The sequence below is a fragment of the Pseudomonas sp. ICBG1301 genome (genome assembly GCF_016918385.1).
Classification (GTDB): Bacteria; Pseudomonadota; Gammaproteobacteria; order Pseudomonadales; family Pseudomonadaceae; genus Aquipseudomonas; species Aquipseudomonas palleroniana.
Map to the genome: position 1 here is coordinate 1 of NZ_JAEKGB010000007.1, position 12,651 is coordinate 12,651.

11 protein-coding genes are annotated in these 12,651 nt (G+C 62.1%); 2 read left to right on the forward strand and 9 right to left on the reverse strand.

Translation table 11 applies throughout. The annotated features are described in order from the left end of the window. Window positions 1–144: 144 nt before the first annotated feature. The 6 genes from JBE38_RS17690 to JBE38_RS17715 all read right to left on the reverse strand — a co-directional run bounded on the left by JBE38_RS17690 (window position 145) and on the right by JBE38_RS17715 (window position 9,038). Window positions 145–2,586, reverse strand: a complete 2,442-nt coding sequence (locus JBE38_RS17690) for a penicillin acylase family protein (protein WP_205344766.1) — start codon at window positions 2,584–2,586, stop codon at window positions 145–147. A gap of 195 nt (window positions 2,587–2,781) precedes the next feature. Further along, window positions 2,782–3,426, reverse strand: a complete 645-nt coding sequence (locus JBE38_RS17695; protein ID WP_090366367.1) for a glutathione binding-like protein — start codon at window positions 3,424–3,426, stop codon at window positions 2,782–2,784. Window positions 3,427–3,532: 106 nt separating this feature from the next. Then, window positions 3,533–4,318 (reverse strand): ABC transporter ATP-binding protein, encoded by a 786-nt coding sequence (locus JBE38_RS17700; protein ID WP_090366366.1) that lies wholly within the window; start codon window positions 4,316–4,318, stop codon window positions 3,533–3,535. Next, window positions 4,315–5,373, reverse strand: coding sequence for a FecCD family ABC transporter permease (locus JBE38_RS17705; protein ID WP_205344767.1), 1,059 nt, complete (start codon window positions 5,371–5,373; stop codon window positions 4,315–4,317). The genes JBE38_RS17700 and JBE38_RS17705 overlap by 4 nt, the downstream gene beginning before the upstream one ends. 130 nt (window positions 5,374–5,503) lie before the next feature. Beyond that, a complete protein-coding gene (locus JBE38_RS17710) occupies window positions 5,504–6,631 on the reverse strand; it encodes an ABC transporter substrate-binding protein (RefSeq protein ID WP_205344768.1) in 1,128 nt (375 codons plus the stop codon). A gap of 25 nt (window positions 6,632–6,656) precedes the next feature. Further along, a complete protein-coding gene (locus tag JBE38_RS17715) occupies window positions 6,657–9,038 on the reverse strand; it encodes a TonB-dependent receptor (protein ID WP_205344769.1) in 2,382 nt (793 codons plus the stop codon). A gap of 198 nt (window positions 9,039–9,236) precedes the next feature. Here JBE38_RS17715 and JBE38_RS17720 point away from each other — a divergent pair, with 198 nt between their 5' ends. After that, window positions 9,237–9,947 (forward strand): response regulator, encoded by a 711-nt coding sequence (locus tag JBE38_RS17720; protein ID WP_060753826.1) that lies wholly within the window; start codon window positions 9,237–9,239, stop codon window positions 9,945–9,947. Then, complete coding sequence (locus JBE38_RS17725; RefSeq protein ID WP_205344770.1) at window positions 9,944–11,329, forward strand: ATP-binding protein; 1,386 nt, start codon at window positions 9,944–9,946, stop codon at window positions 11,327–11,329. The genes JBE38_RS17720 and JBE38_RS17725 overlap by 4 nt, the downstream gene beginning before the upstream one ends. A gap of 149 nt (window positions 11,330–11,478) precedes the next feature. On the opposite strand, the gene JBE38_RS17730 is transcribed toward JBE38_RS17725, so the two are convergent. Genes JBE38_RS17730 through JBE38_RS17740 form a run of 3 tightly spaced genes read right to left on the reverse strand, consistent with a single transcriptional unit; the run spans window position 11,479 to window position 12,650 of the window. Continuing rightward, the gene (locus JBE38_RS17730) at window positions 11,479–11,679 is read right to left on the reverse strand and encodes an SEC-C metal-binding domain-containing protein (RefSeq protein ID WP_026136698.1); all 201 of its coding nucleotides are present in this window, start codon (window positions 11,677–11,679) and stop codon (window positions 11,479–11,481) included. Continuing rightward, window positions 11,676–12,158, reverse strand: coding sequence for an LEA type 2 family protein (locus JBE38_RS17735; RefSeq protein WP_060753824.1), 483 nt, complete (start codon window positions 12,156–12,158; stop codon window positions 11,676–11,678). Before JBE38_RS17735 ends, JBE38_RS17730 begins: the two co-directional genes overlap by 4 nt. A gap of 21 nt (window positions 12,159–12,179) precedes the next feature. Continuing rightward, on the reverse strand, window positions 12,180–12,650 hold the full coding sequence (locus JBE38_RS17740) for a YchJ family protein (protein WP_126871061.1): 471 nt from the start codon (window positions 12,648–12,650) through the stop codon (window positions 12,180–12,182). Window position 12,651: the final 1 nt, after the last annotated feature.

A 12,651-nucleotide genomic window follows, 5' to 3' on the forward strand; every position in this document is an offset into this window, starting at 1 on the left:
TTGATTCGTTGGTTCATAGGGGACTCTTGGTTCCAGGGCATGATCAGTTACCTCCTGATCATGCGTATTAGCCTGTAAACCATGTCCCCGGTTAGAAATGTAAACGATGTCCCCGGTTTGTACCGGGGCGAGCCCGCTCACTACCTATTTGGCGGGGGTGAGGGTCAGGCGGGTCTTGCCATAGGCCTTGTCAAAGTTCTGCGGTTGCATCGGGAAGCTCAGGTATTGCGCCTTGAGCGACGCGTCGATGCCATTGGCATAGTTCGGGCTGGCCGGGTTGCCGGACTGGCCGATGCCGCCTTGACCCATCATCGGTTCCGCCTGGCCGAAGTCGACGATCATGCGCAGCGCCGGCACCTGGGTGGTGTTGAAGTCCTGCCCCCAGCTGTACGGCGCCGGGTTCAAGGTGTTGTGGTCGCCACCACTGGCCAGCGGGCCGCGAATCACTTGGCCTTGGGTGTTTTTCCAGGTGGTGCTGTGCAACTTGCCCCATTGCCAGGCTTTGTGATCGCCACCCAGCAGGCTGTCGCCGGCGCTGATCGCAGCGGCGAGGCTGCGGGCGAGAATGGCCGGTTTATCTTCTTTTTGCGCCGTGCGCGTGTCATCCCAGAACGGGCTGTCTTCGCGGCCCAGCAAGTGGTCGGCCGTGGCGGAGTAAGACAGGCCGGCGTTGCTGACGAAGGCTTTCCAGGTGGCGCTGTTTTCCGGGCCGAGCTTGTCGAGGAAGATCTGCTTGGCGCTTTCCTGCAGGAACAGTTCATAGATCGCCGCGTCGGCGGAGCTGGACGTGAGGCGCCCATCGAAGGCCATCAGGCGATCCAGCGCTTCGCGTGCCTTGGCCCGCTCGGCGGCGGGTAGCGCGTCAATGGCCTGCTTCAGCGGCTGGGCCATGCCCGGTGCCTGGAATAGGGTCTTGAGCTTGGCGGCAAAGGTGGTGGTCTGGTCGTACTGCATGGCGATCATGCTGCGGCTGTCATGCTTGCCGGCGTTGGCCAGTTGTGCCAGGCGCTCGCTGCGTTCCGGTGCATCCCACGAATTGGACAATTGCATGCCGTAGCCGCGCGGCGCGGTGCGCTGGTTGGCCGTGCCGATCCAGCCTTGAGGCGGGTCCTGGTCATAGGGGTGCAGCATCGCATCGGCGTAGCCGTCCCAGTCAAAACGCGCATCCCAGCCCGGTGAAGGCAGCAAGCCTTCGCCTTCGCGACGGTTGGGGAAGCGGCCGGTCACTTGCCAGCCGATGTTGCTGGCGTCGGCGAAGATCATGTTCAGCGCAATGGCGCGGATTTCACGGGTGGCGTCCGAGGCCTTGCCGGCGTTCTGTGCGCGGGACAGGTCGAAGAACGCGTCCAGGCTCTTGTCGTCCTTGAGATCGGCGGTTTGCAGGGCCAGCCCGAAACCGCTGGTCAGCGCCTGGCTGCTGTTGAGCAGGGCACCGTGACGCGTTTCATACACCACTTCGCGAATCGGCCGCTGACCCTTGGCGAAGAAGGTTTCGTTGCGCACGCCTGCCGGCAGCCATTTGCCGTTGCTCTCGTAGTACAACGCGCTGCCTTGGCGTTTGACCTTTTCCAGGAACAGGTCCTGGGTGTCGCCTTTCACCGCGCTCATGCTCCATGCGACTTTGCCGTTGAAGCCGGACAGCAGCGTCGGCAGGCCGGCAATCGAGGCGCCGACGGCCTGGTATTTCGGCGCACGGATCTGCACGTAGCTCCACGCCGAGGGAGCTTGCGGCTGGGCCGCCAGGTCGCCGGCCAGCAGACTTTTACCGCTGCGGCTGCGCTGGGGGCCAATCGCCCAATTATTGGAGGTGGTGACGCCCAGTGCATTCAGGCTACCCAACTGCTGGCTGACCGCATCCAGGCCGGCGAGGCCGGTGATCTGGCTGAGGTTCAGCCCCTTGAGTTTCTCGGCTTCTGCCGTCGGGATCGCCTCATCCGGCGCGCTTGGAATGAGCCAGGCGAGTTTGTCGACGCCGACTTTTTGCGCCAGCACCAGGGACGACAGTTCTTCCTGCAGGTTGCTCGACTCGCTGAAATTCAGCAGGCAGAACAACAGCGCCGAGTCCTCCGGCTTCCAGTACTCGGGCTTGTAACCCGTCTGGGCCAGGTCCGGCGGCAGCTTGTCGCGGTAGCGGAACAGGTAGGCGTTGACGCCGCGGGCATACACTTCGAAGAAGCGCTTCAGGCGCGGCGATGAGGCGTTGTACAGCTCACCGGCGCTTTTTTTCAGGTTGACCGCACGCATGAAGCGGTCGACATCCAGCACTTCAGGGCCGGACATTTCCGCCAGTCGGCCCTGGGCCAGCAGGCGCAACGTGACCATCTGCGTGATGCGGTCGCCGGCGTGCACGTAGCCCAGGCTGAACAGCGCGTCATGAAAGGTGTTGCTCTCGATCAGCGGCATGCCTTGGGCATTGCGGCGTACCGACACATTCTGCGCGAGCCCCTTGATCGGCTGCACACCGGCGACTGGCGGCAGCGTGTCCTGGGTGCTCTGGAGTTGGCAACCGGCCAGGCTTAATGCACTGGCCACTGCCGCGGCAACGCCGAACCGGGGAAGAAAATGTGAGAAGGCTGGCGAGGCCATGGCAAAGCTCCTGCGGGGGGTAGCGTCAGTAAAGGCGCTACGTTAGTGAGCGCGGCGAAACGACGCAAGCGGGAGCGCAAAACTAATGTGGGAGGGGGCTTGCCCCCGATAGCGGACTGCCAGTTAATAAATCTGTGACTGGCCCACCATCGGGGGCAAGCTCCCTTCCATATTCAGGCTGTATAGGGCTTTAAATCAGGACTGGGGCGGGTTGACCTTTTGCACCAGTTCATAGGCCCGAACGGTCGCCGGCCGCGCCTTGATGGTGTTGAACCAGCGCTGCACGTGGGGGAAGTCTTCCAGGCGCTGACTCTGCCGCTGGTAGGAAGCGATCCACGGGTAGATTGCCATGTCGGCGATGCTGTAGTCCTCGCCCGCCACAAAGGCTCGGTCGGCCAGGCGCCGGTCCAGCACGCCATAGAGGCGGGCGGTTTCATCGACATAACGCTTGATCGCATAGGGAATCTTCTCGGCTGCGAACTGGCTGAAATGGTGATTTTGCCCTGCCATCGGCCCGAGTCCGCCCATTTGCCAGAACAGCCACTGCAAGGTTTCCTGACGGCCGCGTAGATCACGGGGAATGAACTGGCCGGTTTTTTCCGCGAGGTACAGCAGGATGGCGCCTGATTCAAACAGCGAAAGCGGCGCGCCACCGTCGGTCGGGGTGTGATCGACGATGGCGGGGATGCGGTTGTTGGGAGCGATCTTCAAGAAGTCCGGCTTGAACTGCTCGCCCTGGCCGATGTTGATCGGGTGCACCGTGTAGGGCAGGCCGGCTTCTTCCAGGAACAACGAGACTTTGTGGCCGTTGGGGGTAGTCCAGTAATACAGGTCGATCATGAAGCTCTCCAAAAGGTGGTGATGCTTGAGCGAATGCCTGTAGGTATAGGTAACGTTCGGTGTACGAAAACTCAATGAAACATTTGCGCATATCCTTAGAGAGTTTTCACACTGCGCTGTCCACCAACACTTGCAACGACTGCTGCGAACAGCGCTCGATGCGCGCCTGCACGCCATACACCTCGGCGAACATCAGTGGGTCCAACACCTGATCCGCTGCGCCGCTGGCGTATAACCGACCCTGGCGGAGCACGGCGATATGGTCGGCGAAGCGTGCGGCAAGGTTGATGTCGTGCAGCACCACCACCGCGATCAACTGGTGTTCGCGCACCAGCCCACGCACGCAGTCCATGACTTTCAATTGGTAGTTGAGGTCGAGGGCGCTGGTGGGTTCGTCGAGCAACATGACCTGGGGGCGGCGGGCGATGAGCTGGGCCAGGCTGACCAATTGGCGCTGGCCGCCGGACAACGTGCTCAACCACTGATCGGCCAAATGCGCGATACCGATGCGCCGTAGCGCCTCGAAAGCCTCGCGCAGGCAGGCTTCGCTGGACAGGGGAATGCCGTCCACACGCGCCACGCGCAGGGCTGCAATCACACTTTCCATCACGCTGAGGCTCAGGCCCGGCGGCAGGTTTTGCGGCATATAGGTCACCCGGCGGGCGCGCTCGCCCACGGACATGGCCGACAGGTCGAGGTCGCCCAGGCGTACGACACCGTGCATCTTTTCCAGCCCGGCCACGGCCCGCAGCAATGTCGATTTGCCCGCGCCGTTGGGGCCGATCAAGGCGGTCAGGCTGCCGTGGGGCAAGGTGGGCAAACTGAGGTCATGCACAATCTGCCGACGTCCGTAGCTGACATTGGCGTGCTGTACGGTTAAACCTTCACTCATAACTGCCTCCCGCGCTTGAACACCAACACCACGAAAATCGGCACACCCACCAGGGCGGTGACGATGCCCACCGGTACGATCACGCCGGGCATGAGCCATTTGCTGGCGATCGACGACAGCGACAGCAACAAGGCGCCGGTCAAGGCGCTGGCGGGCAGCAGGAAGCGCTGGTCTTCGCCGACCAGAATCCTTGCGATATGCGGGCCGACCAGGCCGATAAAGCCGATGGTGCCGACAAACGCCACGGCGGTGGCTGACAGCAGGCTGATGCGCAGCAACGAGAAAAACCGCAGGCGTTTCACGTCCACGCCAAAGCTTTGTGCGCGGTCTTCGCCCATGCGCAGCAGGGTCAGGCGTGCAGCCGCGGCGAAGGAGAACGGCAACACCGCCGCCACCACCAGCGCCAGGATGCCGAGTTTGTCCCAGTTGGCCCGCGTCACGCTGCCCAGGGTCCAGAACACCAGTTGTTGCAGCACGTCTTCGGTGGCGACCAGCTGCAGCAAGGCCACCACGGCGTTACAACTGAACACCAGCGCGATGCCGAACAACACCAGGCTTTCAACACCGGCCCCGCGCAGGCGTGACATGGCCTGCAGCAGAAAAACCGAGGCGGCGGCGAAGATAAAGGCCGAGATGGAAATCGCCGTATTGGCCGACACCCACACCGTGGTCACCGGAAACACGATGACCAACGATGCTCCCAGCGCTGCCGCTGAGGACACGCCTAGCGTAAACGGGCTGGCCAGCGGGTTGTTCAGGATGGCCTGCATCTCGGCTCCGGCCAGGGACAACGCGCAACCGACCAGTACCGCCATCAGTGCGTAGGGCAGGCGCACGTTCCAGATAATCACTTGGTCGGTGGCGCTCAGGTGGGACGGGTGCAGGATGCCATCCAGCAGGGCCGGCAGGCCCATACCCGACGGACCGCTCGCCAGGTCCACCAGAATCGCGCAGGCCAGCGCCGTACCGAGCAGCGCCAATAGCCAGGCGCGCCGTGCCAGCAGACGGCGATAGCCGTGGGTGGCGCTGGCGAGGTCAAGGGTTTGAGTGGTCATGGGGCTCACACACTATTGAACACGATGAAAATCCAACGGTGGGAGGGGGCTTGCTCCCGATGGCAGTGTGTCAGTGAACGAGTCTTTGGCTGACACACCGCCATCGGGAGCAAGCCCCCTCCCACAATGGTTACTGGGTTTCTACCGAGGTTTTTGCGTCGATCCAGTAGGCGCCTTGCAGTGGCATCTTCAGGAACTGCTGGTTGATCTGGTCCATGGTCGCTTGCGGGTCGAGCTTGGCGAACAACGCTGGATGAATCCATTTGGCCAGGGCTTCAATGGCCAGCAGGTTGTACGGCGAGTTGTAGAAGTCATGCCACAGGCCGTGGGCATTGCCCTCGCGGATGGCCCGCAGGTTGGCGAATTCCGGGCGCGCCAATACGCGTTCGAGCCCCGCGCGTGCTTCGTCGTGGCTTACGCCCGCGCCCAGGATCAGGCCAGGCTGGCGGTTGCCGGTGGCGATATACACATCCGGGTCCGCCTTGAGGGCATATTCCACACTGATATCGCCCAGTGCGCCCGGCACCACGCCGGCGGCGATATTGCGTCCGCCGACCAAGCTGATCAGCTCGCCTATACCGCTCTTGCCGGTGGTATGCCCTGGTGCCTGCCACACGCCGGCCAGCAACTCGAGGAAGACGCTGGGGCGTGGGCCGGCGGGCAGGGTGGCGACGGCATCGGTGATGGCCTTGAGGTGCTGATCATAAAAATTCAGGAACGCTTGCGCCTGGGGCTCACGGCCAAGGGCTTGGCCCAGGGCGGTCATGCTGGTGTGCGTGCCTTGGACCGGGTTGAGGCGAAAGTCGACGAACACCACCGGGATACCGGCCTTGGCCAGCACATCCGCCACCGGGCTGTGCTCGGTGGGGCCGTGCCCGGAGATGCTGAACACCGCCAGGTCGGGTTTGAGTGAAAGAATTTCCTCGGCGCTGACGCTCTGCTCTGAGGCTTGCCCGATCAACGGGATGTTTTTAACTGATGGAAACTTCGCTACATAGGCGTTGTAGGTGTGCTGGTCGAGCAGGCGCAGGTCATTCTGCCAGCCCACGATGCGCTGGAATGGCGCGTCCTGGTCGAGCAAGGCAAAGGCTGAAATCAGCCGGCCTTCGCCGAGCACCACGCGCCGGACGTCATCCTTCACCTCGACCTTGCGGCCGAGCACGTCAGTGACTTCATGGGCGGCGGCGGTTTCGGCGTGGCCGAAGAGCAGCGCGGCGCACAACACGCCGAGTTTGAACAGGTGGCGGGGCTGCAACATGGCAAGGGCTCCTGGAAGGGGAAAATCAGAATTCATAATCAACACTGGCGGTTAGGGTGCGCCCGGCGCCCGGGATGCCGTAGAGCTGGAAGCCGTCGAGGGAGGCGCCGACCTGGCTGTAATAGAATGTGTTGAACAGGTTGTTGAGGTTGAGGTTGACCGTGGTGTCCTTGTTCACCTTGTATTGCGCCGCCAGGTTACTCAGCCAGTAACCGGGCGCTTTCTCGTGGTCGCGGGTGTAGATCGCATACACCCCGGACGGGCCATTGGCGTAGCTGCTGTTGTTGTTCAAACCGCCGACGTACTGGTTGTCGCTGTAGCGGCGCCGGCCCACGTATTGCTCGCCGAAGCTCAGGCTCAGGGCGTCGGTGACGGCGTAGGTGGTCCACAGGTTGGCGGTCAGGTCGGGGACGTTCTTGGCTTCGGCGCCTTTGTTGATGCCTTTGGTCTGGGTGCTCTTGAGCGCCGAGAAGCCGGCATACGCAGTCCAGCGCGGAGTGATATTGCCTTGCAGGCCTAGTTCTATGCCGTCCACGCGCTTGGCGGGCAGGGCGCGCACCGGCGCCGATTCGCCGTCCTGGTATTCCCAGGCGTTGTCCAGTTCGGTGCGAAAAATCGCTGCCGTGACATTGAGCATGTCGTGGGCAATGTCCCACTTGGTGCCTATTTCATAGGTTTTCGACTTCGCCGGGCTGTAGTTGCGGGTGCTGGCAGCGCCGTAGATCTGGTTGTTGGTGGAGGCTCCCAGCGCCGAAGGTTGCGCGGCCTCGCTGTAGGACACGTAGATGCTGGCGTTAGGCACCGGCTTGTAAACCGCCCCGACCCGGCCGCTGACGGCACCGTCGGTGCTGCTGATCGTGGCCTGGCCGCGTTGGCGGGTCTGGGCGCGCCAACGGTCGTAGCGCAGCGAACCCAGGACTTGCCACTGTTCATTGAGGGTGACGGTGTTGCCCAGGTAGGCACCGGCGTTGTCGATCACCGAACGTGGGTCGCCTTCGCCCTTGGTGACGTAGCTGCTGGCAAAGCTATGGCTGGGGTTGTTCATGTCGAAGAACAGGTCGCCGGCCGGCACCTCCGCGTTGCGTTTCAGGCCGCCGTAGGTCTCGTGATAGAACTCCAGGCCCGATACCACGGCGTGTTGCAGGCTGCCGGTGTTGAACGTGAAGCTGAAGTCGGTCTGGTTATCCAGGATGGTGTAGCGCTTGGACAAACCGAAGTCGCTGCCGCGCAGGATGCCGTAGCCGGTGTTGCTGTTGTTCAAGTAGTCGGTGTAAGCATTGACCGTGCTGCCCGTTACCTGGCTGATCGGGCCTGCGCCGGTATAGCCCAAGGTTGCACAGCGAGTGCCGGTGCAGGTTTTTTTAGCGTTGGCATCGGCGGCGAAGAAGCGCGCCGGGGAGAGTACTGCGAAGTTGTCGCTGCGCTCCCAGCGTGTCTGGTTGCGCAGGTTGGCGTCGTGCCAGTCCAAGTCGTGTTCGAAGCGGGCGGTCAGCGAGGTGGTTTCGTTCTCTTGGGTATACAGGCTGGAGTCACCGTACCAGTTGGAGCGTTTCACCCCGGGCATGCGGTGGCCGTCGGTGCCACGCTGGATCGGCACGCCACCGTCGGGAGTGTTGGTGTCTTTCTGGTAGAAGGTGTCGACGAAAAAGCGCGTGTCGGTGCCCAGGCCGAAACCGAAGGACGTTGCGATCCCCCAGCGGTCGTAGTCCACGTCGTCGCGTTCGGCGACCTGGTTGTAGTGTTTCATCAGGTTGATGCGTACCGCGCTGGTATCGGTCAGCTGCTTATTGAGGTCGGCGGTGAGGCGACGGTAGCTGTCGGTGCCGATTCCGGCCGAGACTTTATTGGCGTCGCCCAAGTGCGCTTCTTTACTGACCAGGTTGACGCTGCCGCCCACGGCGGAAACCCCGGACTCGATGGAGCCGGTGCCCTTGAACACTTCGGCCTGTTGCAGGTTGAAGGTGTCGGTGCGGGTCGACATGCCCGCATCGCGCACGCCGTCGACGGTCAGGCTCTGCTCCGAGGAAAACCCCCGGATTGAAAACAGATCGCCCCAGCCCAGGTTGCCTTCACCGGACATGAACGTAATGCCCGGCACGTTGCGCAGCACTTCCTGCAGGGTTTGCGCGTTCTGCTCCTTGAGCACCTGCTGCGGCACGATGGTCACGCTTTGCGGCGCGTCCAGCAGTGGCTGGCTGATCTTGGCGGAGGTGACCCGGTCCACCTTGAAGGTCGAGGAGGCTTCGCCGTCGACCTTGATTTGCGGCAGGTTCACTACCGAATCCTGGGGTGTTGCGGCGGTTGCATCGGCCCACGCCGTCGGCGTGACACTGCCGGCTGCCAGCAGGCCGAACATCGGTGCAAGGGTAGAGTGCAAAGGGTGACGCTGGGGGGTAGGCAAAGTCATTCAGAGCGGCCCGAACTAAATTACAATTAATCTCATTTAGATTCGGTAGTCTAAAGACCGCTTCCCGATGCGGGACCGTGGCTTTGTATCGCTGATGCGCGATTATTGCCGCCCACAACATTCCATTACATTTGCGTATGCGGCCGCCTGAACTTTCGGCTATTTCCTGCGCTTTGAGTATTTTCGGATTGACTGCCCATGGCCAAGCAAGACCATCTACTAATCGTTGATGACGACCCGCAGATCCGCCAGCTGCTTTGCGAGTACCTCAGCGACGCCGGTTTCCAGGTGTCCACGGCCGCCGATGGCAAGGAAATGCGCCGCCGCCTGGCGTTGAGTGTCATCGACTTGATCGTGCTCGACCTGATGCTGCCCGGTGAAGACGGCCTGAGCCTGTGCCGCGAATTGCGGGTGAGTTCCAACACGCCGGTGGTCATGCTCACCGCCAAGGGCTCGTTGATCGACCGCATCGTCGGCCTGGAAATCGGTGCCGATGACTATCTGCCCAAGCCGTTCGACCCCCGTGAGTTGTTGGTGCGGATCAAGGTGGTGTTGCGTCGGGTGCAGAGCTTCCCGGATCGTGCGCGCCTGGATGAGGCGCCGAGCATTCGTTTCGCCGGCTGGCAGCTCGACACGCGGGCGCGGCAATTGTTGTCGCCGCAGGGCGTGGTGGTGAGCCTGGGCAATTCGGACTACCGCGTGTTGCGTCTACTGTTGCAGCACCCCAATCGTCCATTGAGCCGCGACTTCCTGCTCAACCATGTGTTCGACAAGGACAGTACGCCATTCGACCGTTCTATCGATGTGTGCGTCAGCCGCCTGCGCTCGCAATTGCCGGCGGGGTTGATCAAGACCGTGCGCAACGAGGGTTACATGCTCACCGCCGAAGATGTGGTATTGGAGTCGTGAGGCTGCTGCCGCGCTCGTTGTTCGGACGGCTGGTGCTGATTCTGGTCAGCGGCATGCTCGCGGCCCAGGCCCTGACCAGTAGCATCTGGTACGACCGACGCCATGGCCAGGTGCTGGAAATTCCGGCGCGGCTGATCGCGACGCGGCTGGCGGATGTGGTGCGGCTGGTGCACAGAGACCCGCCGCAGGCCGATCAACTGGTCCAGTTGTTCGACAGCCCGCACTTTCATCTCACGCTCAGCGAGCATGCCAGCGATATGGTCAGCACCCTGACCGACAGCGACTTGCCCACCGAACGCTTGATCAAGAAAGTCCTGTCGGAAAAAACCGGCTATGCCCCAACCCTGAACCTGCTGCGCCTGTCGCTGGTCGATGGTGACGGGCAAACGGCGGGGCTTTCCACGCTGCTCGGTTCCCGGCCGGTGGTGGGGCAGTTTCTGATCGACCTGCGCCTGCCCGATGGGCGCTGGTTGCAAGTGGACGCCAGCGAGGAACAAGGCTGGACGAGCACATCGCCCCTGGACCTGCTGTTCGACTACGTGATGCGTATCTATTTGCTGCGGGTAGTGGTGCTGGTCGTGATCGCCCTGGTGGCGGTACGCCTGGCGATCCGCCCGCTCAATGCATTGGCCAAGGCCGCCGAAGCGCTGGGCCGCGACATCCAGCGGCCGCCGTTATCGCTGGATGGCCCGACGGAAGTGCGTCGGGCGGCCCAGGCCTTCAACGCCATGCAGCAACGCCTGATTGCCAATATCGCCGAACGTACGCGCTTTCTCGCGGCCATTTCCCACGACTTGCGTTCGCCGATCACACGTCTGCGCCTGCGCACGGAAATGCTCGACGACACCCGCACCCGCGAGCGTTTTCGCGCTGACTTGGAAGAAATGGAGCACATGGTGGCCAGTACCCTGGATTTCGTCAGCAGCGGCGAAATCAACGAGGCGCGGCAGAACATCGACATCAATGCGTTGCTGCAAAGCTTGCAGGCGGACCTGCAGGATGTGGGGGAAAGCGTGACCCTTGAAGGCCGTGCGAAACAGCCACTGCCCGGTTATGCCCGCAGCCTGAAACGCTGTGTGCAGAACCTGCTGGAAAACGCCGTGCGCTATGGCCAAGAGGTGGTGGTACGGGTCGAGGACCAGGCGGACAGCTTGAAGATCATCATTCGCGACCGTGGGCCGGGAATTCCCGAGGAGCAGCTGGCACAGGTGATGGAGCCGTTCTATCGCGTGGAAGGCTCACGCAATGCCCAAACCGGTGGCTATGGGTTGGGACTGAGCATTGCGCACACGATTGCTCGGGCGCATGAGGGGCGGTTGAGCTTGAAAAACCGCGAGGGTAGAGGATTGGAAGTGGAGCTGCTATTTCAGCGCAAATCCTGAAATTCGGCGTGCGAACAAACCTGTGGGAGGGGGCTTGCTCCCGATAGCGGCAGGTCTGTCAGCCGATACAGTGACTGACACTCCGCAATCGGGGGCAAGCCCCCTCCCACATTTGGATCTTCAGTGTGGCCGGCGCCAGGGGAAATCGCTTACGCGCCGTGGCACTTCTTGAATTTCTTCGCGCTGCCGCATGGGCAAGGGTCGTTGCGACCCACGTCCTTCAAGGCGTTGCGTACCGGCTCCTGGTGGGCGTGGCCGCAGTTCGGGCCGTGGACATGGCCGTGGTCGTGATCATGGTGATCGTGATCGTGGTTGCAGTCAGGACCATGGACATGGGGTTGCTGGGTCATCGATGTCGCTCCGGAATAAAATCGCCGGGTATTATCTCGCCATTGTGGGCCACCTGCACGTCATTACCGATGAATAATCCGGTTTTCAACTCGCCCTCCAGCCGATAGGGCACGGGTTTGGTAGGGTTTTTCAACATCTGCACCACATCACGAACCTGCGGCCAGAGGTTGGTGCGCACCGTCACCCGGAAAAAACTGTGGCTGCGTGGCGGTACGGTCAGCCATTCGTTGGATTCGCCTTCGGTCAGCACGAAGTTGCCCAGGGTGACCTTGTAGACCAGGCCGCGCACCGTCAGGTCGGCGTCATCACGGTTGTCCACGCGAAAGTACAGTTTGAACTTCTGTTCCAGCAACTTGGCGCGCACCACCTCGACTTTTACCAAGGCCACATGGGGCGGTGGTGCGTCGTCCTCGAACCACGAAGCACAGCCGGTGAGCCCCAGGGTCAACGCCAGCATCAAGCTGTAAATCCGAAGCATGGCGTTATCCCTGTCAGGTGATTAAAGGTAGCTTGCGCAACACTTCTTGAACTTCTGTCCGCTGCCGCACAAACATACATCATTACGCCCGGCCTTCACCTCAACTGTCGGATCGATGAAGTACCAGCGTCCCTCGTTCTGTACGAAAGAAGATTGCTCACGGTGGCTGTGTTCGCCGGTGCTGTCATGCCAGCGTGCTGTAAAGGTCACGAAGGCGTGTTCCGGTTGGCCGCCAAACACCTCGGAGTTTTCCACTTCGAGGCCCAGCCAGGTGCTCTGGGCACTCCAGGCGGCGATGGCCGCGCGGTCCAGGCCGGCCTGTTGCGCGGGCAGGGTGGTGGCCACCAGGTAATCCACCAGGCCCAGCACATAGGCGCTGTAGCGCGAGCGCATCAGCGCGGTGGCGCAAGGCGCCGGATGGCCTGCGTGATAGTGGCCGCAGCAGGCATCCAGCAGGTTGCCGCTGCCGCAAGGGCAAATGGATGTGCTCATA

Bases quoted from the DNA above. Each gene is read 5' to 3' on its own strand.
- JBE38_RS17720 (WP_060753826.1), top strand. From the start codon at position 9,237: ATGGCCAAGCAAGACCATCTACTAATCGTTGATGACGACCCGCAGATC.
- JBE38_RS17730 (WP_026136698.1), bottom strand. From the start codon at position 11,679: ATGACCCAGCAACCCCATGTCCATGGTCCTGACTGCAACCACGATCAC.
- JBE38_RS17705 (WP_205344767.1), bottom strand. From the start codon at position 5,373: ATGACCACTCAAACCCTTGACCTCGCCAGCGCCACCCACGGCTATCGC.
- JBE38_RS17690 (WP_205344766.1), bottom strand. From the start codon at position 2,586: ATGGCCTCGCCAGCCTTCTCACATTTTCTTCCCCGGTTCGGCGTTGCC.
- JBE38_RS17735 (WP_060753824.1), bottom strand. From the start codon at position 12,158: ATGCTTCGGATTTACAGCTTGATGCTGGCGTTGACCCTGGGGCTCACC.
- JBE38_RS17695 (WP_090366367.1), bottom strand. From the start codon at position 3,426: ATGATCGACCTGTATTACTGGACTACCCCCAACGGCCACAAAGTCTCG.
- JBE38_RS17700 (WP_090366366.1), bottom strand. From the start codon at position 4,318: ATGAGTGAAGGTTTAACCGTACAGCACGCCAATGTCAGCTACGGACGT.
- JBE38_RS17715 (WP_205344769.1), bottom strand. From the start codon at position 9,038: ATGACTTTGCCTACCCCCCAGCGTCACCCTTTGCACTCTACCCTTGCA.
- JBE38_RS17710 (WP_205344768.1), bottom strand. From the start codon at position 6,631: ATGTTGCAGCCCCGCCACCTGTTCAAACTCGGCGTGTTGTGCGCCGCG.
- JBE38_RS17740 (WP_126871061.1), bottom strand. From the start codon at position 12,650: ATGAGCACATCCATTTGCCCTTGCGGCAGCGGCAACCTGCTGGATGCC.